Raw genomic sequence first — 21,965 nt, forward strand, 5'->3', positions numbered from 1 at the left:
CGGAGGATGGCAGAGCATCGCCCCCCTAGCCAGAGCGGCGCCCGAGTAGGCCTCAACCCTCGCTCAAGAGCTCGCCCAGCTGTTTCGCGCGCACGGACAGGCCCGAGGCGAGGATCGTGCCCTCCCCGTCGACGACGATCATCGTCGGCACGCCGATGACGTTGAAGCGCTCCGAGAGCACCTGCCGCTCCTCCATGCTCGGGACGGAGTGCAGCCAGGGCATGGGCCAGTCGTTCTCGCGGTAGCGGCTCACGGTCTCGCCCGCGTCGTCCCAGGACACGGAGATGATCTCGACCCGGCGCGCGCCCAGGTCGAGCGCGCGGTAGTCGGCCGGGGCGGGGGCCTCACCAGCCTTGGCCGGCGCGACCTCGGCCCCGTTGAGCGCGGCATAGACCGCGTGCAGCTCGGGCAGGTCGGCGACGCAGGGGGCACACCAGGTCGCCCAAAAGTCGAGGGCGTAGACCTGCCCGGCCATGCCCTCGGAGGTGATCGGGTCGCCGCCGCCCAGGCGCGGGAGGCTGAACGCGGGCATGGCCTTGCCCGGCGCCGTGGCCCGGTCGGGGTCGTACTGCCCGGCCATGTGGGCGTACATCGTGCCCTCGAAGCGCGGGTCCTGGAGGGCCTCGTAGGCCGCCTTGCTGGCCTGGACCGCGGCCTCGTCAGGGCTTTGGTTGGCCCACAAAATACCCAGCAAGACCGCGCCGACGACCTTGGCGTCGGGGTGCTCGCGCACGGCTCGGTCGCGGTAGTCCGGCTTGGGGCTGAGCTTGAGGGCCTGGCTCAGGGCCCAAGGGCGCAGCGACCACGCCGCGTCGTCGGGCTCGAGGGTGGCGAAGAGCTCGTCGACCAGGGCGGCGTCGGCCTCGAACTCCGGGGCGAGCTGCTCGGCCCAGATCACCAGGCCCGCGGTGCGCACGGCCCCCTCGAGCGTCCGCACCGCGTCCGCGGTCTGATCGATGACGGCCTGCTGCACCCGCTCACGCAGCGCGTCGGCCTCCTCGGGCTCGGCCTCGCTCTCGGCCATGGCCTCGGCCCACAGCTCGCTGGACAGGGCGCTCAGCCGCCAGTCCAGCGCGACGATGGCCCCAAAGTCCGAGCTCGGATCGTCGGGGGTCGAGGCCGCGACCTTCCCGGGCAGCCCGGGGGGCGTCATCGCGGCGGGGTCGAAGCGCAGCTCGAGGGTCTCGGCGCCGGGCTCGACGCGGACGACGCTGAAGTAGTCGCCGCCGCCGTCGTAGACGAAGCTCGCCGCCTCGGTGCCGTTGATGGTCCGGCTCGAGTTCGTCGCCGACGCGAGCTGGTAGCGAAACTCCGTGGCCCCGAGCTCGAGGTCCGCCGGGTTGAGCTTGACCTTGGCGAGGAAGGTGCCGTCGGCCTGGGGCTCGAACTCGAAGCCGACGCGCTCTCCGGGCGAAGGCGCGGGCTTGCCCTGCCCCTCCCCCGCTCCGGGGGTCGCGTCGGCCTTGGCTTCGGCTTCGGCTTCTGCTTCGGCTTCCAGCTCCGGCCAGCCCTGAAAAAAGCCAAAGCCGGCGATGGACTCGCGCTCGGCGTAGCTCTCGGGCCGCTCGTGGGTGCCCAGGGTGACCTGCAGCTCGTGCACGCCCCCATCCAGCGGCACGTGCACGCTCGCCTGGGCATGGCCGACGCCCGTGAACATCAGCTCGATGAAGCCCTGGCCCTCGAGGCTCAGCTCGAAGCGCCCGTCAGCGTCCACGTCGACGGGCTCGGCGGGCGCCCGAACGCTGCGCACGATGTGGGCGTGGGCCAGGGCCATGCGCTCGCCGTCGTGACCCACGACGCTCCCGCGCAAGGTGGTGGGGCCCTGGGTCTGCGCGTCGGCGGTCGCGTCCGCCCCGGGAGCCGTCGCGCCGCCCTCCGGGTCCGCCGGGGTCGCGCAGGCCAGGGCGAACGCGGCGAGGGTCGAGGCTGCCAGGCGCGACACCTGGCGGGGGAACGAGCGGGGGAGGTGTCGCATGCAGGTCCAGTGGGCCAAGGCCAGACCGGCCCAGCTTAGCAGCCCGCCAGCGCGACACCTCGCGCCGAGGTCAATCGCGGCGCTTTTGGCCGGTCAGCGAGACGATCACGTTGGAGGTCGCGCGGAAATTCGGCAGCTTGCACATCTCGATGAAGGCGCGGAACTCCTCGTCGGTGATGTCGATGCCCTCGACGTGCGGGAGGGCCTGGCCGATGCGCTCGAAGGTCTGCACGTAGAACTTGGTCAGCGGCAAGGAGCCGCCCCACTCGTAGACCAGCCCCGAGTAGCTCACGTTCTGGAAGCCAGCGTCCTCCATCTCGCAGCTGAGGTGGCGGCCGCAGTCGGAGCGAAAGCCCCCCGCGGCCAGCAGCTCGTCGAGCGCGCCCCAGCCCTTGTCGAACAGCGCCTCGTGCTCGGGGCGGGCCGCGACCATCGACGAGAAGTCGGAGGACTCCAGCACGGCCCAGCCCCCGGGGCGGAGGATGTCGAGGACCTGGCGGAGCACCGGCATGCGGTCGGGCTGGTGCTCCAGCACCGCCCGCGAGTGGACCAGGTCGAAGCGGTTCGCCGGCAGGGGGTCCGTGCCCATGCGGTGCGCCTTGACCTCGAGGTTGGGCCCCGCGAGGGGCTCGAGGAAGCGGGTCTCGAGGTCGGTGGCGAGCACGTGCCCCGTCGGCCCCACACGCCAGGCCAGCCACTCGGCGACCGAACCGCCGCCGCCGCCAAATTCGAGGCAGCGCCACCCCGGCGAGATGCCAACGCGCTCGCAATGCCCCTGCGTGATCGGATCACAAAAGCGCTCGAGCTCGCGCAGGCGCTCCCGCTCTTCACTCCACTCGTGATCGAAGTAGTACTCCATCTACGACGAGCTTAACCCAAGCGCGACCCTCTTCCATAGCGTCGACCGTCCCGTCGGCGCCCTCAGCGGGCTGGGCGCTCGCGCCCCTCGGCCCGAGACGCTCCCGAGACTTTTTGTCGTTGTCGTGATCTCCCGGAAGCCCGCACACTCTATCGGGCCGATGCCAACCGCGGCGAGCACCTCCCTCGAGGCCCAGACACTCCAACGCCTGCGTCGACCTCCCGGCACCCTCGACACCCTCCGTGACCGGGTGCTCGTCGGGCTGGTCTACTCGAGAGCCTGGGCGGCCCTCGAGGCCCTCGTATGCCGGGGCTCCAAAGCGCCCCTTCGCCCCTTCCTCGGCGTCGGTGACGTCCCGGGCCTCGACAGCCTGCGACCCAACTTCGAGGCGATCCAACGCGAGGCCCTGGCCGTCATGGCGACCCGCGAGGTCCCGAGCTTCGCCGAGCTCGAGCCCGGGCAAGCGCGGATCGGGGGCGACCGCAACTGGAAGGTCTTCGCCCTCCACGCCTTCGGCCCCGTCGAGTCCAACCTCGCCCGCTGCCCCGAGACCGCGCGAGTGCTCGCGAGCATTCCCGGCGTGGTCTCGGCCTCCTTTTCGATCATGCGAGGGCCCAAGCGCGTGCCCGTGCACCGGGGGATCTTTCGCGGCTTGATCCGCGTGCACCTCGGCCTCGTGCTCCCGCCGGGGGACGGGCCGTGCTCGATCACCGTCGGCGGCGAGACCCGGAGCTGGGCCGAGGGCGAGCTGCTCGTGTTCGACGACACCTACCCCCACGGCGTCGAGCAGGGCCGGGTGGGCGAGCGCGTGATCTTGCTGATCGACATCGAGCGCCCGATCCGGGCCCCCTACCGCTGGCTCAACCGGGCGATGATCCGCGCTGGCGGGCGCAGCAAGTTCGCCCGCCAGATCCGCGACCGAGTCCGCCGCGGGAGGCGAGCGTGACCGTCACCGAGCGCTGGGTGCAGACCCGCGAGAGCCCCCGCATCCGCGTGCGCTGCGTGATCCACGAGGGCCCCCCGGAGCCGGCGCACACCGTCGTGATGGTCCCGGGCTGGCTGTCGAGCGCCGAAGAGAAGCAGACCGTCGCCGTCGAGCTCGCCCGCCACGCCCGGGTGATCGTGCTCGAGGCCCGGGGTCACGGCGGCTCGGACCGCCCGCGGGTCCCCGGCGCCTACTCCATCGAGGCCTTCGCCCGCGAGCTCGGCGTGGTCATCGAGGCCTTCGGGCTGCGAGCCGGCGCCTACTCGGTGTTCGCCTTTTGCCTGGCCACGGGCTGGACCCGGGCGCTGTTCAACGACGGCTTCGAGCCCCGCCCCGTCGGGCTGGTCCTGGCCACGCCGGCGGGGCGCTACCGCGGCGCCGCCTTGCTAAACGCGACCGCGCGGGCCGTCCCCGACCCGCTCCTCGCCGGCGTCCAGCGCATCGCCACCCGGGCCTGGATCGCCCTCGTGCCCGGGGAGCGGGCGACCATCGAGCAGACGGATCGGCGCGTGCGCGAGCAAGACGGCTGGGTCCAGCGCCGCATCGCCGCCACCTGCAGCGCGCGCATGCCCTTCATCCCCACGCCCAACCTCCCGCAGCTGTGGCTGGTCAACGAGGGCGACCCCTTCGTCGAGGCCCCGCCGATGACCGACGCGGTCGAGCTGTGGACGATCCGCTCCTCGCACCTGTGGATCGACGGGCGCGAGCGCGAGGTGGCTGATCGCGTCGCCGAGTTCCTGACCCGCCAGGGCGCCAGCATCGAGAGCACCCCCGCGGCGGTGGGCCAGACCCCCTGAGCGAGGGCCTCGACTGGCTGGCGCGGTGGCTCGACGCCGTGCTCCGCCGCTCCGGCCGGGAACACGGCATCGTGATCCGCACACCGATGTCAATAGTCGAGCTTCGCTACCGCTCAGTTCCGGTAATCGGCGTACGAGGTGTGTAAAACTCTCTGGTGCTCATTCCCCTCCGCGAAGCGAGCGAGTCACTGCCATGCCCATTTGCGCCACATGGATCCACTCCCCGCTCACCCGCGCTGCAGTCGAGGCCCAGGCGCCCATCCGGGCGTGCTGCCACGGCGAGCGCCTCGAGCTCCAGACCGCAGATGGGCGCCGCTTCGAGCTCGCGGTCATCGACGACCAGCAGCGCCCGGTCCTCGCCCTCGCCGTCCAGGTCGACGTCGAGCGCGGGCAGATGTGGCTGCTCGCCGGCCTCGGAGACGACGAAGAGCCCGTGCTGCTCTCGACCGCCTTCCCGCCCGTGGAGGGCGCAGCGTTCGAGCAGGTGCCGCTGTCCGACGCGACGACCGTCGGCTGCGGAGCCGTCCTCGATCAGCGCTGGGTGCCGGGCGCGGTCGTGCTGATCCGCGAAGCCGCCGAGCAGGGTGTGTCCGTCGTCGGCAACGAGGTCCAGGCCTGGAGCCTCGGTGGCAGCTTGCTGTGGCGGGCCTACGGGGGGCAGATCGACGGCATCGAGTGGATCGATCGCTTCGCCGACGTGGCGTCCGCGGACAGCCTGACCCTCGTGTGCACCGGCGAGGACGCGCGGGTCGCCGTGCTCGTGGGCGAGTGGGCCAAGCCCGAGCTCGCGCCGACCCGCTGGCGGCGGGACCTCGAGCTCGAAGGGGCGACCGCCGACCAGTTCCCTGCCGTGACGATCGGTAGCCACCTCGCTCGGGTCGGGAGCTCTGAGGTCTGGGTCTACGCGGCCACGCACGGCGACGAGGCGACCGAGCGCCGCCGCTACCACGTGGCACGCTTTCGCCGCGGACCCACCGGCGTCACCCTGGAAGCCCACGCCAGCGGGCCTGGGTTGGTGTTCGGGCTGTGGCGAGGCCCCGGCGACGCGCTGTGGCTCGGCCGCGGCGAGGAGCGTCCGGACGAGCGCTGGGATCGGAAGCTCGGCAGCCTCGACGAGGCGCTGGCCTTCGCCCCGCGCTTCGAGCCGCCGCAGCCCGAGCGCGTCCACGACGTCTCGCTCAGCTGGCTCGCCCTCGGTTGACTCGCGGGCTCCGCGTGTCCGCGAGCGCCCATTTCATTCCGCACAGTTGAACCCCGCGGTGTGTTGCTTCACGCGCGACTCGAGTGGCCCTCGATGTCGCCGCGAACAAACTATAACTCGTCGTCACTTCCTCCTCCGAGGTCGCCAAAACGACACCGTCGTGCTGTACGGCGGCATCAAGGACGCCGGGGTCATCGGCAACTCCGGCAACGACGATATCGAGTTCTGGCACGGGCTGCGGCTCGACGTCACCACTGGCGGGGGCGACGACTGGATCTTCTCGAGGGCCTACCAGACCAGCCACATCACCACCCACGACGGCGACGACGAGATCATCGTCGAAGACGGCACGGCCATCATCGACTCTGGCGACGGACTCGACGACATCACCACCGGCAACGGCGACGACACCATCGACTCTGGCGTCGGGGCCGACGTCATCGACGCAGGCAACGGCGAGGACCCCCCGCACTCCGAGACCGATCGGGCCGTCGCTCCTCGCTCAGGGGATCGGCGGCACCTCGTAGATCGGCTTGACGTCCGCCCCGCCCGTGTAGGCGTAGGAACCCGCCGGCCCGTAGCCATAGACCGTCAACCCGAAGGCGTTGTCGCCCTCGACGAGGTGCGCCCCCTCGCCCACGGGGCACACGATCGACCAGTACTCCGTGGCCTCCAGCGTGCCCGCGGCCTGCTCCACGCAGCCGCCCGGGAGCGCCCCGCCGTCGAGGGTGATGTTGCCGAGGCTCGGCCCGTCGCCGCCCTGCTCGTAGGGCGTGGACAGCACGAAGTAGTTGCTGGTCCAGCTGGGCGGGGTCAGGAACACGTAGCGCTCGCGGTACTGGTCGATGGAGGGGAAGTAGGTCAGCGCCGGGTCGCCGGTGAAGGCCATGGTGTAGCCCTGGCTGACCAGGATCTGCGCGACCATGATCGGCGTCGAGGACTCGACCACGAAGTCCTCCTGGGCCCAGGTGTCGAACACCTCGCCGGGCTGGAGCTCGAACTGGTCCCGGGGCGGCGGCAAGCTGGTGGTCACCGAGGCGGGCTCGGCCACGGCCATGAAGCGCAGCAGGTCGGGCTCGACCCAGCCGCCGCCGCTGCGCTCGGGGCTGTGGGTGATGACGAACTGGCTGCCGAGGGAGCTGGCGGGGAAGACCTGCTCCTCGATGTGGTCGGTGCAGCACAGCTCGCCGTCCCAGTTGGGCGGCTCGGGCATGCCGGGGATGTCGTAGGTGGGGGCGATGGCCCGCTCGCCCGAGGAGAACACGGCGACGGGCTTGTCGGCCTCGACGACGGTGCCGGTCATGTCGCCGGGGATGCCGGAGCTCGCGATGTTCACGACCTCCCAGCGGTTCAGGTACACGTCGAAGGGCTGCCCGGGCATGCCCACGGGGATGCCGACCATGTCCGAGAGCGTGGTCGTGCCCGGGCGGATCTCGATGTTGGTCCCGTCCTCGATGGCGACCACGGTGACCGAGGAGCGGTCGGGGATGCCGGCGATGGGGATCGGGGCGATGGGGTTGGCGGTCGCGTAGCCGATCGCGCGGTGGACCTTGCCCAGGCCCGAGGAGGGCAAGAGCAGCGAGGCGTCGTTGCTGAAGTCGTTGGTGAAGGTGTTGAACTGGTAGACGACGATGGGCGCGGTCGCGGTGATCCGAAAGGCGTTGTTGGACTTCCAGGTGCCGGGCGGGCCCGGGGGCTCCTCGGTCGCCTCGGTCCAGCCGGTGAGCTCGGCCCGGGGCAGCTCGATGGTCTCGAGCTCGCCGGAGGGGATGGTGGTCTGGGCGACCACGAACAGGCTCTCGGGCTCGCCGAGCTCGGCGATGTTGCGCTCGATGATCACGCTCGCCGGGGTCTCGCCGGCGTTGGCCAGGACGACCCCCCAGGCCTGCATGGACGCGTCGTCGATGCCCCGGGAGTTGGGCAGGTCGACGGCCCAAAACTCGCACCCGATGTTGGACGGGGTGTCGTCGGCGACGGCGCAGGCGTCGACGCACTCGCCCTCGGCGCAGACCGAGCCCGAGGCCGAGTCGCAGTCTTCGATGAGCTCGCCGGGCTGGCCGCTCTCGTCGCACTCGACCACGCTGTTGCCCTCGCAGGTCGGCTCGCCGGGGATGCAGGGCACGCAGCCTTGACCCTCGACGCACACCTCACCGAGCTCGCCGCAGTCGACGGGGTCGCCCTCGCAGGGCGTGTAGATGTTGGCCTCGCAGGTGTTGCAGGGGCCCTCGGTGTCGGTCGACGAATTCGTCGTGGCGTCGCTGGCCTCGTCGTCGTTCGCGGTCAACGTCGAGTCCGTCGAGTCCGTGAAGATCGACCCGCCGCCGTCGTTGTTGCAGGCGACCATGCCCGCGCAGGCGAGGGCGAGGGGCGCCCATCGAAGGGGCGGCGTCAGACCAAATCCAAGGGCGTGCATCGAGCGGTTGTATCACCGCCCGGCACCTGATGACCGTGAGTCAATTCCCGCTGTCTTCTTGGGGATTTTCGTCGGCGGGCTCGGCCGCGTCGTCCTCGCTGCCCTCCGCGGGCTGCTCGGGCTCCGCCTTCACCTGGCGGGCTTCGATGGTGTCCTCGATGAAGACCGCCGTGAAGGTCTCGCCGTCGTAGCTCAGGCGAATTCGCTTCCAGCGCACGTCGCGATCGGGGACCAGGCCCGCGTGGCGCACGACCAGGTCCGGGTCGCCCTCGGCCGCGGCCGGCAAGACCGCGAACAGGCCCGTGCCCTTGGCCTCGACCCGATCGGCGTCGGGCAGGCGTCGCTCGTCCGAGCCGGGCTCGGTGGGCGGCGGCGCGAGCACCAAGGTCGCGCCGAGGTCGTCCCACGAAAGCAGCTCCCAGGTGCCGGGGCCGTCGAACAGGTTGAGGGCCTTGAGCTCGGCGGCGACGGCCTTTTTGTGCTCCTCGTCCTCGACGGAGGCCGCGAGGATCGCCGCGGCGTGGAGCCGGGCCCAGCGGCGCGGATCGTCGGCGCCGGGCCGACCCTCGCCGGAGAACACCCGCTCGAGCAGGCGCCGAGCCTTGTCGCCGCGCTCGTTGCCCGCCGCGGCCCGGGCCATGCGGATCGCCGTCACCGGGGTCTCGCGCATGTCGAAGAGCAGCTCGTACTGGCGGAAGGCGTCGGCGTACCAGCCGTGGCGCAGGAACAGGTCGCCGAGCAGGCGGCGGCTGGCCTCGGAGTCCGGGGCGTACTCGACCAGCTCGGAGTAGAGCCGGCGAGCCTCCTCGTCGCGGCCCTCGCGGGCGAGCAGATCGCCCACGAGCACGATGAGGTCCGGGGTCAGCAGGCCCTGGTTGCGCAGGTTCTGCCCGCGGGTGATCGCCTCGTCGACGCGACCGATGGCCACGAACTCGCGGATCATCCGGCGCTCGCCGTCGGGGTCGCCCGGGGCCGCGCGCAGGGCCTGGTCGAGGATCTCGAGCCGCGCCTGGGCGGTCTTCGCGGCCTGCAAGCGCGCGTCGACCTCGAACCAGTCCACGGCCCCGTACTCGGCGTAGATCACCGTGGCGATCAGGCTCGGGTCGATGAGCCGGCGCAGCAGGGCCTGGGTCAGGAAGGTCTTCGCGTCGGGGTCGTCGGCGAAGTGGCCGAGCAGCAGGCGGATCTCCGCCTCCGTCGACGCGCGCTGCTGGAGCAGGTCGAGGAAGGCCTTTTGATCGCGCCAGCGCCGGATCTCGCAGGTCGCCTTGGCGGCCTCGTAGGACTGCAGGCGCGCGGTCATGGCCACGCTGCGGTCGAGCTGCTTGGCCCACAGGCGACGGCGCGTGTTCAGCCCGCGGGTGGCCGCGTCGCTGCACGCGCTCGGGGCCGTCGGCCCGACGCCCGAGGGGCTCAGCCGCGGGCTGCCCACGAGGCCCCGGCGCATGAGCTCGGCCTCGGTGGTCTCGCGCACCCACGGCGGCGGCGCGGCGGCGCGGATGCCCGCGCCCGCGAGCATCTCCTCCTCCTCGGTCTTCTCGGCCTCGAGACGGAACACGCCCCAGGTGGTCGCGTCCCGGGCGAAGGCCTCCCGCGCCGGGATGTCCTCGCCGCCGCCGGCCCAGCCCCCGCGCTCGTTGAAGGCCGGGGCGTTGGGATCGGCCGCGGGCTGGGTCTGGCTCTGGAGCTTGCCGGTGATCGGCGTGGCCGAGGGCGCCGGCGTGCGCTCGCTGGTCAACGGCTGCCCGAAGGCGTGGCCGCCCCCGCTCGGGACGTCGGCGTCGACGTTGGCCTCGCTCGCGGCTTCTTCCATGGCGCAGCCCCAGGGCGCGAGCAGGGCGGCGGTGAACATCGAGAGCACGGTGGGCGACTCAGGCGACCCGACGCGGGTGTCCACCGGCGTCGAGACCCAGCTCCCGTCCGTCAGCTGCGGGAAGCTCCGCTGGCGCCGCTCGATGCCCGCGTCGCGGTAGGCCCCCTCGCTGTCGAGGACGAGGAAGGAGGTGAAGGGCGTCATCAGCCCGTAGTCGTAGCCGAGGGTCAGGACCTTGCCGCGCACCGCATCGGGCCCGCGGGTGTCCGTGAGCAGGTGGTCGACGTAGGCCCGCGCCCACAGCCGGGGGATCATCCGCGGGACCAGGCCCTCGCGGTTGATCCGGTAGCGCGTCTTCTCGGCGTCGTCCTTGCCCGCCTTGATGGAGAATTGGTGGCTGAAGTCCTCGCCCGCGAAGTGCCCGCTGACGGTGATCAGCTCGGGCAGCTCGTCGTGGGTCCGGGCGAGCAGCACGAGCTCGTCGCCCCGGGACAGCTTGCCCGCGACGTTGGACATGACCTGGCTCGGGCCCTCGCCCAGGTCCACGCTCAGGTCGGTGATCGTCGGGGTCTTGAGGGCGCCGGACAGCTCGAGGGCCTGGAGCACGGCGAGGCTGGGGTCGTCGACGCGCAGGCTCCGGCCGCCGCCGACCTCGGCGAGCTTGGTCAGCAGGGCCTCGTCGACCTCGCGGCCGAGGGCCACGGTGAACAGGCGCGCGCGCGAGCCCGCCAAGGAGCGCTGCAGGTCCTCGGCCAGGGCCTCGCCGCTGACCTCGCCCGAGGTCGCCAGGCCGTCGCCGATGTAGACCACCGCGGGCTGCTCGAGGCCGTGGACGCGCTCGAGGGACTGCTTGATGACCGCGCCCAGGTCCGTGGCCCCGCCCGCGCCGCGCTCGGCGAGGCGCTCGAGGGCCTCGGAGATCGCGTCGGGGCTCGCCTCGATCAAGCGCTTGGGCTCGCCGTCTTCGTCCTTTTGCTCGGCGTCGGGGTAGAGCACGTCGGCGCGCAGGTCTGCGCTGACCAGGGCGAAGCGGTCGCTCTCGCTGAGCGAGCGCAGCAGGGCCTCGGCGACGGCGAGCTTGGCCTGGTGCTCGCCCGGGTCGCTGCCCGCGGAGGTGTCGACCACGACCACGACCTCGCCCTTGGGGACCTCCGCCTTGGACAGGTCGAGGCGCTCGTCGGGCAGCCAGCGGAGCATGAAGTAGTCGGCCTCGTCGGCCTCCTCGCCGTGCCCGCCGCCATTGGGGTGGAGCAGATCGACGCGCAGCGCCTCGGGCCGATCCTCGTCTCGCTCGTGGCGGCGGTTGAGCTCGAGCTCGAAGTCCGCCCGGGGCGTGTAGCCGCTGCGGCGCATGGCCACGCGGTCGCGGTCCCGGCCCTCGATGCGCGCCTCGCTGCGCGTCGCCGGCACGAAGTCCGTGGCCATCTCGCCGCGCAGCTGGACCTCGAGGCCGAACTCTTCGATCGCCGCCTCGTCCCGGCCCGCCGGCGCGGCCATGGGGTAGCGGTAGCGCAGCTTGCCCTCGGTCTCGCTGAGCAATTGTTGGTAGCGCACGACGACGCGGCGCGTGCCCGCGGCCGGGATGGGGTAGATGCGGGCGCGCACGGTCCTCGCGTCGATCCACTCGAGCAGGGCCGGGTCGACGGCCCGGACGATCCGCGCCTCGTACTCCGCCGCCGCCAGGCGCCGCTCGACGACCTCGCCCTCGATCAGCTCCCCGTCGACCTCGAGGGCGAAGCCCACGAGCATCGCGTCCTCGGGGATGGTGAACCAGTAGTAGCCCTCGACCTCGCTGCCGCCGGGGTTGAAGAATTCCTGATCGACGGCGGTCTCGGCGATCTGCTCGTCGATGACGACCTTGACGGTCTGGCGCTGGATCGACAGGGGCATGGCCGCAGCGCCTGCCATGTGGTCGATGGCGTAGAGGCTGCCCGAGCCCTCGAGGCTCTGGCCGATCGCCTCGGCGCTGGCCCCCGCGACGTCGCCCATGCCCCCGGTCCAGTCGTCCCAGAACTTGACCGGCTCGACCGTCGGCTCGCCGTCGCTCCCGACCTTCGCGCGCTCGCCGGGGTTGACCTCGCGGCGCTTGTTGGCGTTGACGATCGCCAGCCCGCTGGCGACGTAGACCTCGGCCTCGCCCTCGACCAGGCTCAAGCTCGCGCCGCCGTCGCTGATCGACACGCCGACCTCGCCGAGCTCGTGGACCGTGGCCTGGCGACCCTCGGACAGGGGCGGCGCCTCGATCCACACGTGCCCGGCCTCGAGCTGCAGGCCGTCGCCGAGGGTCAGCCGGGTGTTGTCGCGCATGAACACGCGGGTGCCGTCGCCCAGGCGGATCAGCGCCCGCGCGCCCGGGCCCGTCGAGAGGGTCGCGCCCAGGGGCAGGGGCGTCCGCGACAACAAGCGCTCGCCGCCTTCGCTGCCCTCGAGCTTGACCTCGCCGGCGGCGAGCTCGAGGCTGGCGCCCAGGGGCGCGACGGTCTGCGCCGCGGGCTCCTTGTGACACGAGGTCGCGGTACCGACGGCGGTGAGCAGGCCAAGGGTCGTGGCGAGGGCGAACAGGGCGCTCCCGGTGCGGCGCATGCGGGCGCGGGGGGAGGGCGACGACGGGGAGGGCTGGGCTTGGCTCACGGGGGCTTCGGCTTTCGGACGTTCGCGGGGGGCGCTCGCGCGGTCAGCGGATTTTACGCCGGCTCGGCCTCCAACGCGCGCTGTTCCCGACACTTTGCAGTTCTTGGCCGTGAGCCCGCCAATTTGGTCCCTATTTGGTCACAGTACGGCCAATTCCAGCGCTCGTGCCATACTCCGCCGCCGACGGGCCATGGCCATGAGTGAGCAACCAGGGGATCAGCGACTGCCGTGGGAGCGCGAGACGCCCCACTCCGAGCCGGGGCCAGCCGGGCTGACCGCGCTGCGCATGCCGGCCGTGGACTCGGTCGCGCGCGTGGGTGAGCCCAAAAGCGAGCGAGCTTCCGAGCCCACGGACGAGTCGAGCTACCGCCTCCATCGCCGCTTCGATCGCATGGGCCGACTCGTCGGCGACGCGGCCATGGAGCGCCTGCTCGCCAGCCACGTCATGGTCATCGGGCTCGGCGGCGTGGGCAGCTGGGCGGCCGAGGCCCTCGCGCGCGCGGGCGTGGGCAAGCTGAGCCTCGTCGACTTCGACCTGGTCTGTGTCACCAACGCCAACCGCCAGCTCCACGCCATGCGCGGGACCACGGGCAAGCCCAAGGCCACGGTCATGGCCGAGCGCCTGCGCCTGATCCACCCGACCTGCGCCGTGGAGGCCGTGCGCTCCTTTTACGAGGCCGAGACCAGCGAGTCCCTGTTCGAGCGCGGGCCCGACCTGATCATCGACGCCATCGACAACCTCACCGCCAAGGCCCACCTGATCGCGCAGTGCCGCGAGCGGGGCGTGCCCCTGGTGGTCTCCGGCGGCGCTTCGGGGCGCATGGATCCGACCCAGGTGCGCCTGGGCGATCTGGCCCAGGCGACCGGCGACCCCTTCCTCGCCTCGCTGCGCAAGCTGCTGCGAAAGCGCCACGGCTTCCCGGCCGCGCCGCGCACCCCGGCGGAGTCGGGCGCCAACGCGCCGGCTTGGGGCATCGCCACCGTCCACTCCCTCGAGCCCGCGGCCTCGCCCATGCCCCTGGCCTACGACGCCGGCACGGGCTTTCGCTGCGTGTGCCCCCAGGGCGACAACGGCAAGCACACCTGCGACCAGCGCAACCTCATCTATGGGACCGCGGGCTTCGTGACCGGCAGCTTTGGCTTCGCCTGCGCGAGCGCGGCGGTGCAGCGGCTGATTCAAGCCTAGTTCGACTCGACTGAACGGCGAATGCGTGCAGCGAGTTCGTCGAGCTCTCGGCGCAGCTCTGGCGGATCCTCGACCTCGAACTCCTCACCGAGCGCGACGACGTAGATCGCGATCGTCGACAGCTCGCTCGCGCCGAACTCCAGGCGGCAGCGCTGCGCGTCGACGCGGCGAAGCTCCCCCGCCAGCGCAGACATGCGCCCCCGGACTCGCTCGACGGGCGCATGGATCAGCACGCGCCCGCGGTACCGATGGGTCCGCGACGAGACCGAGCTCGAGACGTAGGCGGCCGCGTCCCCTCCCGGGATCACCCGCGGCGTGAAGCGCCCGCCGAGCGACACCTCGCCCTCGATCCGATCGAGCCGAAAGGTCCGCCAGTCGTCGCGGCCCTCGTCAAAGGCGGCGAGGTACCAGCGCCAGCCCGTGTGCACGACGCCGTGGGGTTGGGTCGCGCGCTCGCTCACCCGACCACGGCCGTCGGCGTATCGAAACGCAGCCTGCCGATGGTTCCGGCACGCCGCGGCCAAGGCCGACAGAACCTCGGGGCGGACCCGCGGGGTCTCGACGTACATCGGCGCGACGCTCTCGTGCAGCGCGGCGATGCGCCGTCGCAGCCGCTTGGGCAGCACCGCCTCGAGCTTCGCCATCGCCCGCAGCGCCGCCTGCTCGACACCCACCACGTTCCCGACGGCAGCCGTCCGCAGGGCGACGGCGACCGCGAGCGCCTCCTCGTCGTCCAGATGCAGCGGCGGGAGCGAAGCCCCGGCCCCGAGCTGGTAGCCGCCCGCCACCCCCACGCTCGAGTTCACCGGGTAGCCGAGGCTGCGCAGCCGCTCGACGTCCCGCCGCACGGTCCGCTCGGTCACCTCGAGGCGCTCGGCGAGCTCGGCCCCGGACCAAAAGCCCCGGGATTGCAGCAAGGCCAACAACCGGAGCAGCCGCGCGGAGGTCCCGACCACCCGCGAATCCTAACTTCGATTGAGGACCGAAACTGTCCGCGATTGAAATTAGGGTCCCCAGCATGAACGAGCTGGTCCTCTACGCCTCTCCCCTGTCGAGCGCCATCCCCGTGGCCCTCGCGCTCCTCGAGCTCGACGTGCCCCACGAGCGCATCGACCTCGACCTCGCCGCTGGCGACCAACGCAAGCCCGCCTTCCTCGCCCTCAACCCCAACGGCAAGGTCCCGACCCTCGTCATCGACGGCGAGCCGATGTTCGAGGCCCTGGCGATCTTGCAGTGGCTCGGCGAGCGCTTCGGGGTCGAGCGTGGCCTGTGGCCCGCCGCCGACACGGCCGCGCGCTTCGAGGCGCTGTCGTGGTCGACCTGGACCTACGTGACCTTCGGGGGGACCCAGCAGCGGCTCATCCACGCGACCAGCCCGCGCTTCCCCGCAAAGTGCCACAACGCGGCCCAGGCCAAGCTCGCCAGCGAGCAGCTCCAGTCCCACCTCGCGCTGCTCGAGGCCCGACTCGAGGGCCGCGCGCACCTGCTCGGCGACGCCTTCTCGCTCCTGGACGTCATCGTGGGCAGCGCCGTCAGCTACGCCGCGTTCACCGGCGTGCCGCTCGCGGCTCACCCCCGCGTCGAGGCGTGGGTGAACCGCTTCACGGCCCGCGACGCCTACGCGGCGGCCTGGGGCGAAAGCCCAGCTCAGTAGCAGATCCCCTCGACGGTCACGGAGTAGGGCGGGATGTTCATGTAGCACTCGCCGTCGATGCAGATCCCGTCGCAAAAGCCGTCGCAGGGGTCGTCGAGCAGGGGATGGTTGTAGATCGCGGTCGCGGTCTCGACCATCAAGACCTCGCCCTCGCTGGTCGCGGGCCCCGAGACGCGGAGCATCACGTTGTCCTCGAACACCGAGGTCAAGAGCAAGTGGTCGTCGATGACGATGCCTTCGGGCAGGCCCTTGGCGACGCGCCACTTCTCGGCGGTCACGGCCTCGATCCCTTCGTGGAGGGGCGCGCACTGGCCGGGCTCGAGATCCTCGAGCTCGACACCGCGAAAGGTCTCGTCGGGTCCGAGCGCTTCGGGGCCGCAGGCGCTCAGGCCGACGAGCAGCGAGCAGGCGGAGAGGAGGCGGGCAAAACGGGTGCGCGTCATGCCAGCTCGTTTGCGAACGCCCGGCGGGATCTGACGGTCCGCGGGCCACCAAGAGCGAGCTCAACGCGTGTTCACGGGTGCGGGAATGTGGGCCGATCGCTGCGCGTAGCCAGGACATGCGACGCGCCCGCGCCCTCCTTCGCCATCCCCGGGTCGAGTTCCTCGTTGGCTGCGGGCTCTTGCTCGGCCCGCTCGTCTACGCCCTGACCCTCCCGGGCCCGGGGCTGAGCGTGCCCTCGGTGGTCGTGCCCGAGGTCGCGGCGCCGGCGGCCGCCGAGGTCGCGGTGGAGGTCGAGGCCGAGGAGCCGGGCGAAGACGACGCCGGGCACATCGGCATGTGCGTCGATCCTTCGGCGCCGCAGATCGTCGTCGAGCAGGTCGAGGTCCAGGTCGAGGTCGACCCGAGCACCCACGCCCTCGAGTTCGCGCCCCTCATCGATGACCGGCTGGTGTTCTCGACCAAGCTCGCCGACGAAGACGTCGAGGCCTGGGCCCCGGGCGAGCTCTACGCGGGCGAGGGCACCGTCGACTTCATCGCGGCCAAGGCCGTGGAGCTCGAGGCCCTGCCCCTCGAGCACTACGTCCAGGCCGGCCGCGCCGTCGACCTCTACGGCGTCGAGGGCAAGCTGTGCTCGGCTCGAGCCGGGGCCCTCGAGCTCGTGGCCCAGTACCAAGGCGAGGAGCTCAACTCCTTCGACGAGGGCATCTACGACTGGGAGACCGGCGAGTACCTGCTCGACGAGGGCGAGCGCCTCGCGCTGATCTGGGATCACGAGCCGGCCTGGCTCAGCGCGGTCGTCGAGTACGGCGAAGACTGTACCGACGAAGACGTCCGCCGCGCGCTGTGGGCCCGCAGCCCCGCCTTGCCCGCGCCCGCCATCGCCACCGAGCGCGCCACCCCCCCCGCCCTGAGGCTCACCCGCCAGCACGAGCGGCGCTTCCTCGCCTCCGAGACCTTCGAGGCCGCCGCCGCAGACTACGCCGCGTACCGGGCCGAGCTCGAGGCCGAGGGCTACGGCGACTACGAGCCCACCTGGGACGAGCTGCTCGAGCAAGACGGCCCCTCCACCCGGGTGTGGAGCGACGCCAAGGGCCGCCCCGTGCTCACGGCCTTCGAGTTCGGCTACGCCGGGGAGAGCTGCGGCGACGGCTTCGACAGCTACCACTCCGTGGTCGAGCGGGTCCGAGGCGCCGAGCTCGTCGACGTCGGCATGAGCGCGCAGATCGTGGCCGTGTTCGACAGCGACCTCGACGGCAACTGGGAGCTCTTCTACGACGACGCGGACGAGTGGGGCCCGAGCTGGACCGTCTACGAGGAGCTCCCCAGCGCGGGGCCCGACGAGGGGCCGGGCTGGCTCGTGGTCAGCGAGGGCAGCGTCGACGCCGACTGGTTCTGCCCCTGTTGAGTCTCGGGGCGAGGGGACCTACCCTCCCCGGGCCGTGACCGAGCCCGAGTCCAAGACCGGCGACACGCCCGAGCCCATCGACGAGGAGCGCCACGCCGAGCTGGTCAAAAAGCACGTCTACGGCAACCCCGACCGCCGCGCCCAGTTTGGCCGCGCGGCGTGGTTCCACCACTCCAACTCGGCGTCGGTGGGCATCGAGATCTGCGTCTCGATCGTGCTGTTCACGCTGCTCGGGATGTGGCTGGAGAACAACTACACCCACTGGTCGCCGTGGACGATGCTCATCGGCCTGGCCGTCGGGATGGGCGCGGCGGTCAACGCCGTCGCGCGCACGATCCGGGACACGGAGCGCGAGATCGCCCAGCGGGAGGCCAAGAAGGCCGCGGCCGAGGCCGCAGCCGCCGACGCGGGGCCAGACGAGCCCGGGGAGCCATCGTGAGCAACCCCTCGGAGATTTCCGGCCAGGGCCGTGACCTCGCCCGCTCGGCCCTGATTTGGACCCTGGCCCTGCTCGCCCTGCCCTGCGTGGCCCTGCTCGCCTTTGCCCAGCTCGACTGGGCCCTGGCCGTGGCCCTCGGCGCGATGCTGGGCTGGCTCAACATCGCCATGCTCGCCCGGGGCGTCAGCGCGGGGATCTCCAAGACCCTCGAGGGCATCGACGCCTCCCGCCGCGAGCGGGGCGAGCCCAGCCTCGCCGAGCTCGACGCCCAGCTAAAAGGTACGGAGATCGGCGCGGAAGACCCGCGCGCGACGGATCCCAAGCTGGTCGAGCTGCCCAAGGGCTTCGGCGCCCTGACCCGCCTGGGCCTGGTCGTGGCGGCCGCGGCGGGGCTCTTTCTGCTCCGGCCCGCGCAGCCAGGCGGCATCGCCATCGGGGTGATCGTGTCCCTGGCCGGGCTGGCCGTCGCCGCCATGCGACGAAACTCGCATTGATGCCGACCCCGCCAGATTCGGGGCTTTGATGGGCCTGGGGAGCGAGCTGCGCCCCGCCCGAGTCGGAGCTGTGAATCAAGACCCTCGAGCCTGATCGAGCGCGCAAGCTTTGCTGTTGGGCCTCAGGCGCGTTGGGCCGATCTCCGCCGCCGTCCAGCGGGGCCCCCGAGGAGCGGTAGCCTGCTCACGATTGACGCCCAGCGGGGTCTGAGACCGCGTTAGAGCGCGATCGGAGCCCTCCTTGGCCGGCTTGCCACCGCCGAAATCCTTTGGTACATGCCCGCGCGACGAAGGGTCCGAAGACCCCAATCAGACCCGAAATCGCCGGTTTGAGGCGCCCAAGCGCCGCAAATCCCCGCTCCGAGAGCCGCCGAGATGGGCGAACACGACACCTTCTACACCCTGCTGATGCCCGAGTTCTGGGCCCGGCTGACGCGGACCGCCGCAGAGACCCCCGTCATCGGTGAGCGTCACTGGAAGGCGCTGATGTTCCAGGAGACCCACTACACGCTCACGCATGTGGTGGCGGCCCTGCTCGCCGCGGTCTTCATCATCATCGCGGCGTCGATCTACCGCAACAGCCTCCAGGATGAGAGCGAGGGCGTCGTCCCGCCGAGCAGCTGGAACCTGGCGGCGATGACCGGCAACTTCGTCAACGCGACCTTCAACCTGACGGCCGACGTCATGGGCGAAGACAACGCCAAGAAGTGGCTGCCCTTCATCGGCACCTTCGCGCTGTTCATCTTCTGCTGCAACATCCAGGGCCTGATCCCCGGCCTGCTGCCCGCGACCGACACCCTCAAGACGAACCTCGCCCTCGCGCTGCTCGTCTTCCTCGTCTACAACGTCGTCGCGATCAAGGAGCAGGGCCTGGTCGGCTACGTGCAGCACCTGTGCGGCCCCAAGTTCAGCGTCTTCGGCCTGCCCGAGTTCCGCTGGCTGTTCCCGCTGATGCTGCCCATCGAGCTCGCCAGCCACATCGCCCGGCCGATCTCGCTGTCGCTGCGCCTGATGGGCAACATGGTCGCCGACCACAAGGTCGTGGGCGCCATGCTGATGCTGGTCCCGCTGGCCCTCCCGATCCCCTTCCTCCTGCTGGGTACGCTGGTCTGCATCGTTCAGACCCTCGTGTTCACCCTGCTGACCGTCATCTACCTGGCTCTCGCTCTCGAACACGACGAAGAGCACCACTGAGCCTCACCTGTCCGAATCCCGACTTCCAAGTCCACTCAGGAATCATCATGAGCAAGCGCATCATCGCCCCCATCGTCGCCCTGGCGACCGTCCTCCTGCTCCCGGCCCTCGCTCTGGCTGCTCCGGCCGCCGAGGGTGCCGCCCCCGCGCCCGTCAACGAGCTCGTGGCCCTCGCCATGTGCCTCGGCATCGGCCTGGCCGCCCTCGGTGGCGCCCTGGGTCAGGGCCGCGCCGCGGCTGCCGCCTTCGAGGGCATCTGCCGCAACCCCAGCTCGGCCAAGGAGGTCAACACCCCCTTCATCCTCGGCCTGGCCTTCATCGAGTCGCTGGTCATCTTCGCCCTCGTCGTCGACCTCCTGCTCCTCGGCAAGGTGGGCGGCTGAGCCCCACGAGCCGACTCTAGGCAAGACGGGACTCGGATCCCTAGAACCCCGAGCCAGCGATGCTGGTTCGGGGTTTGCTTTTGGTTGCCCTTCGCTCCGACCCGCGGGGTTTAGAATCCCGCCGTGCGCAGGCTTTCGAAGGTCGCAGGGCTCGCTGGCTTGGTCGTGGGGCTCGCGGGCTGCCCGGCAAAAAAGGAGGCCGCGGACGCCGGCGGCGAGGAGGAGGTCCTCCCGTCCAAGGCGCCCAGCGCCCCCGCCCCGGACGATCGCATCCCCGCCTTCGCGGGCGAGCCCGTGGCGATCCAGCCGGCCTACATGAACGACGCCTTCGTCTACGCGAGCGTGGAGCTCGGCGTGGCGCAGCGCATACTCGAGAACCTGCAGACCGCGCCGCGCGTGGGCGAAGCCCTGGCCGGCCTCGACGTCGTGCTCGGCAAGGGCCAGGCGCTCGGCGACGCCCGGGTGAGCGTCTCGGCCCGGCCCGTGTTTGGCCAGGCCGCCGCCGTGCACAAAGCCCTCGGCGCCCGGGGCCCCGAGGTCCGCGAGCTCGCCGGCGAGCCGGCGCTGACCGAAGACGGGGCCGAGCCCGTCGAGCGCGACCCCAAGACGGGCCGCCCGATCTACTCCTCCGAAGCCTGGCACCTCCTCGACCAGGCCAACACCCTCGGAGCCCACGTCCGGATCCACATCCCCAAGGTCGGCCCCGAGCAGTTCGACGCGCTGTGGGCCCTCGGCGCCCTGGCGCAGGACGACCTGTGGAGCACCGCCTGCGCGGACATGAAGGCGCGGGCGTCCAACGTCCGCCTGTGCGGCGGCGGCCGGGGGGAGCTCGCCATCGGCCGGGAGCTCGAGGACGGCGTGCAGATCGACCTCTACCTGAGCTTCGGGGACGTCGACGAGCCCGACACCGACCGCCGCCGGGCCGAGCTCGCCCGCGTCCTCGCCGAGCCGGCCGCCTTCGCCACCCCCTACCTCACCAGCCTGCGCGGCGACGCCAACGTCTACGTCGACGGCCCCGCGACGGTCGAGCTGCTCAAGGCCCTCGCGATCCGCGAGGGCGTCGACGCGCTCCCCCGCCTCGGCCTGGACGCCGTCGACGCCGAGGCCGAAGCCCTCGACGCCCTCGCCAAGCTCCGCGACACCGCCCGGGTCTTCCAGGGCCTCGCCCTCGAGATCGACGACGAGGGCGACGCCGGCACCACCGCCCTGGTCCGCTGGCTGCCCATCGCCAGCGGCGAGACCAGCGAGCGCCTCGCCGCCTTCGAGCTGCTCGAGGTCGACGCCGACGTCCCCAGCGTCGCCGCCTTGTGCGAGGGCGCCCTGCTCTGCGCCCGAGGCCGCGGCCTGCCCAACCGCCACCGCCTGTCCGAGCTCGCCACCGGCGTCTACACCGACCCCAAGGTCCTCGGCGAGCTGTTCGAAGACCACGAGCGCGCGGCCCTGCTCATCGCCGCCCTCGAGACCTGGCCCAACCTCCTCGGCGCCGCCGGGCACCTCCCCGGCAGCCTCATGACCGGCCCCGAAGCCATGGTCGCCCGCAACGCCCTCGGCGTCACCGACCGCGCCCTGGGCTTTGGCCTGTCCGTCCGCGACGCCGGCGAGGGCCAGCCCTTCGGCGAGCAGTGGCTGCTCTACGCTCGCAGCACCGCCCTCGACCTCAACACCCTCGCGGGCTTCATGGGCCTGATCGACGTGCGCCTCGAGGGGCTGGAGATCGACGCGATCCCGGGACGCATCGAGACGACCAAGCTGCCCAACGACGAGGTCGAGGGCAGCTACTACGCCGTCTACGACCCCAAGGCCGACACGGGCGAGTGGGGCTGGGCCGTGCTCGCGGACGACGAGGCGCGGCTGCGGTGGTTGTTCGAGCAGCCCCGGGACGATGGGGCGGCGCCGCTGGCTTATCTGGAGGTTGCGAACGTCCGACGGGCCATCGAGGGCGTCCCAGAGCTGAAGCGAGAGCTTGGGGACGCGGCGGGGTTATTTGGGGATTGGGGACTGCAAGTTCAAGCGTCGCAGTCCGCTGAAGGACCGCAGCTGCGGCTGAGGATTCGATGAAGCCGGGCCGCCGCCCGGGCCGGGAATGTCGGCG

18 protein-coding genes are annotated in these 21,965 nt (G+C 71.6%); 11 read left to right on the forward strand and 7 right to left on the reverse strand.

Going from position 1 to position 21,965, the window contains the following annotated elements; genetic code table 11:
• Positions 1-52: 52 nt before the first annotated feature.
• Both PPSIR1_RS23625 and PPSIR1_RS23630 read right to left on the reverse strand, forming a co-directional pair.
• A complete protein-coding gene (locus PPSIR1_RS23625) occupies positions 53-1,975 on the reverse strand; it encodes a TlpA family protein disulfide reductase (protein ID WP_157595894.1) in 1,923 nt (640 codons plus the stop codon).
• Positions 1,976-2,045: 70 nt separating this feature from the next.
• Positions 2,046-2,834, reverse strand: a complete 789-nt coding sequence (locus PPSIR1_RS23630; protein WP_006973686.1) for a class I SAM-dependent methyltransferase — start codon at positions 2,832-2,834, stop codon at positions 2,046-2,048.
• A gap of 160 nt (positions 2,835-2,994) precedes the next feature.
• On the opposite strand from PPSIR1_RS23630, the gene PPSIR1_RS23635 reads away from it, so the two are divergent.
• From PPSIR1_RS23635 to PPSIR1_RS23645, 3 genes are all read left to right on the forward strand, one after another.
• Positions 2,995-3,780, forward strand: a complete 786-nt coding sequence (locus PPSIR1_RS23635) for an aspartyl/asparaginyl beta-hydroxylase domain-containing protein (protein WP_086001640.1) — start codon at positions 2,995-2,997, stop codon at positions 3,778-3,780.
• Positions 3,777-4,616 (forward strand): alpha/beta hydrolase, encoded by an 840-nt coding sequence (locus PPSIR1_RS23640; protein ID WP_006973688.1) that lies wholly within the window; start codon positions 3,777-3,779, stop codon positions 4,614-4,616. Before PPSIR1_RS23635 ends, PPSIR1_RS23640 begins: the two co-directional genes overlap by 4 nt.
• 193 nt (positions 4,617-4,809) lie before the next feature.
• Positions 4,810-5,817: a hypothetical protein gene (locus PPSIR1_RS23645; protein ID WP_006973689.1), complete on the forward strand. Its 1,008-nt coding sequence runs from the start codon at positions 4,810-4,812 to the stop codon at positions 5,815-5,817.
• Here PPSIR1_RS23645 and PPSIR1_RS48215 read toward each other — a convergent pair.
• From PPSIR1_RS48215 to PPSIR1_RS23655, 3 genes are read right to left on the reverse strand one after another with little or no spacing between them, the layout of a single operon-like run.
• Entirely contained in the window at positions 5,795-6,289 is a 495-nt protein-coding gene (locus PPSIR1_RS48215) for a hypothetical protein (protein WP_157595895.1), read from the reverse strand. The two genes, PPSIR1_RS23645 and PPSIR1_RS48215, sit on opposite strands and share 23 nt — an antisense overlap.
• Positions 6,290-6,319: 30 nt before the next feature.
• Positions 6,320-8,230: an IgGFc-binding protein gene (locus tag PPSIR1_RS23650; RefSeq protein WP_157595896.1), complete on the reverse strand. Its 1,911-nt coding sequence runs from the start codon at positions 8,228-8,230 to the stop codon at positions 6,320-6,322.
• A 40-nt stretch (positions 8,231-8,270) separates the two neighbouring features.
• Positions 8,271-12,626: a VWA domain-containing protein gene (locus PPSIR1_RS23655; RefSeq protein WP_006973692.1), complete on the reverse strand. Its 4,356-nt coding sequence runs from the start codon at positions 12,624-12,626 to the stop codon at positions 8,271-8,273.
• A 244-nt stretch (positions 12,627-12,870) separates the two neighbouring features.
• Here PPSIR1_RS23655 and PPSIR1_RS23660 point away from each other — a divergent pair, with 244 nt between their 5' ends.
• Positions 12,871-13,860 (forward strand): tRNA threonylcarbamoyladenosine dehydratase, encoded by a 990-nt coding sequence (locus PPSIR1_RS23660; RefSeq protein ID WP_232296538.1) that lies wholly within the window; start codon positions 12,871-12,873, stop codon positions 13,858-13,860.
• On the opposite strand, the gene PPSIR1_RS49535 is transcribed toward PPSIR1_RS23660, so the two are convergent.
• On the reverse strand, positions 13,857-14,816 hold the full coding sequence (locus PPSIR1_RS49535) for a helix-turn-helix transcriptional regulator (protein WP_006973694.1): 960 nt from the start codon (positions 14,814-14,816) through the stop codon (positions 13,857-13,859). The genes PPSIR1_RS23660 and PPSIR1_RS49535 overlap by 4 nt on opposite strands.
• Positions 14,817-14,878: 62 nt before the next feature.
• Here PPSIR1_RS49535 and PPSIR1_RS23670 point away from each other — a divergent pair, with 62 nt between their 5' ends.
• Positions 14,879-15,514, forward strand: a complete 636-nt coding sequence (locus PPSIR1_RS23670) for a glutathione S-transferase family protein (protein ID WP_006973695.1) — start codon at positions 14,879-14,881, stop codon at positions 15,512-15,514.
• Here PPSIR1_RS23670 and PPSIR1_RS23675 read toward each other — a convergent pair.
• Positions 15,508-15,957 carry a hypothetical protein gene (locus PPSIR1_RS23675; RefSeq protein WP_006973696.1) on the reverse strand — a complete coding sequence of 150 codons (450 nt, stop codon included), beginning with the start codon at positions 15,955-15,957 and terminating at the stop codon, positions 15,508-15,510. The two genes, PPSIR1_RS23670 and PPSIR1_RS23675, sit on opposite strands and share 7 nt — an antisense overlap.
• 116 nt (positions 15,958-16,073) lie before the next feature.
• Between PPSIR1_RS23675 and PPSIR1_RS23680 the strand changes: the two genes are divergently transcribed.
• The 6 genes from PPSIR1_RS23680 to PPSIR1_RS23705 all read left to right on the forward strand — a co-directional run bounded on the left by PPSIR1_RS23680 (position 16,074) and on the right by PPSIR1_RS23705 (position 21,931).
• Positions 16,074-17,363 carry a hypothetical protein gene (locus PPSIR1_RS23680; RefSeq protein ID WP_006973697.1) on the forward strand — a complete coding sequence of 430 codons (1,290 nt, stop codon included), beginning with the start codon at positions 16,074-16,076 and terminating at the stop codon, positions 17,361-17,363.
• 34 nt (positions 17,364-17,397) lie between these two features.
• On the forward strand, positions 17,398-17,802 hold the full coding sequence (locus PPSIR1_RS23685) for an AtpZ/AtpI family protein (protein ID WP_006973698.1): 405 nt from the start codon (positions 17,398-17,400) through the stop codon (positions 17,800-17,802).
• The gene (locus PPSIR1_RS23690) at positions 17,799-18,296 is read left to right on the forward strand and encodes a DUF3329 domain-containing protein (RefSeq protein ID WP_006973699.1); all 498 of its coding nucleotides are present in this window, start codon (positions 17,799-17,801) and stop codon (positions 18,294-18,296) included. Before PPSIR1_RS23685 ends, PPSIR1_RS23690 begins: the two co-directional genes overlap by 4 nt.
• A 375-nt stretch (positions 18,297-18,671) precedes the next feature.
• Positions 18,672-19,490, forward strand: coding sequence for a F0F1 ATP synthase subunit A (gene atpB / locus PPSIR1_RS23695; protein ID WP_006973700.1), 819 nt, complete (start codon positions 18,672-18,674; stop codon positions 19,488-19,490).
• A gap of 47 nt (positions 19,491-19,537) precedes the next feature.
• A complete protein-coding gene (locus PPSIR1_RS23700; protein WP_006973701.1) occupies positions 19,538-19,873 on the forward strand; it encodes an ATP synthase F0 subunit C in 336 nt (111 codons plus the stop codon).
• Positions 19,874-19,996: 123 nt separating this feature from the next.
• Positions 19,997-21,931: a hypothetical protein gene (locus PPSIR1_RS23705; RefSeq protein WP_157595898.1), complete on the forward strand. Its 1,935-nt coding sequence runs from the start codon at positions 19,997-19,999 to the stop codon at positions 21,929-21,931.
• The last annotated feature ends 34 nt before the right edge of the window (positions 21,932-21,965 follow it).

Origin of the sequence: Plesiocystis pacifica SIR-1, from assembly GCF_000170895.1 — a bacterium.
In the GTDB taxonomy this organism is placed as follows: Bacteria; Myxococcota_A; Polyangia; order Nannocystales; family Nannocystaceae; genus Plesiocystis; species Plesiocystis pacifica.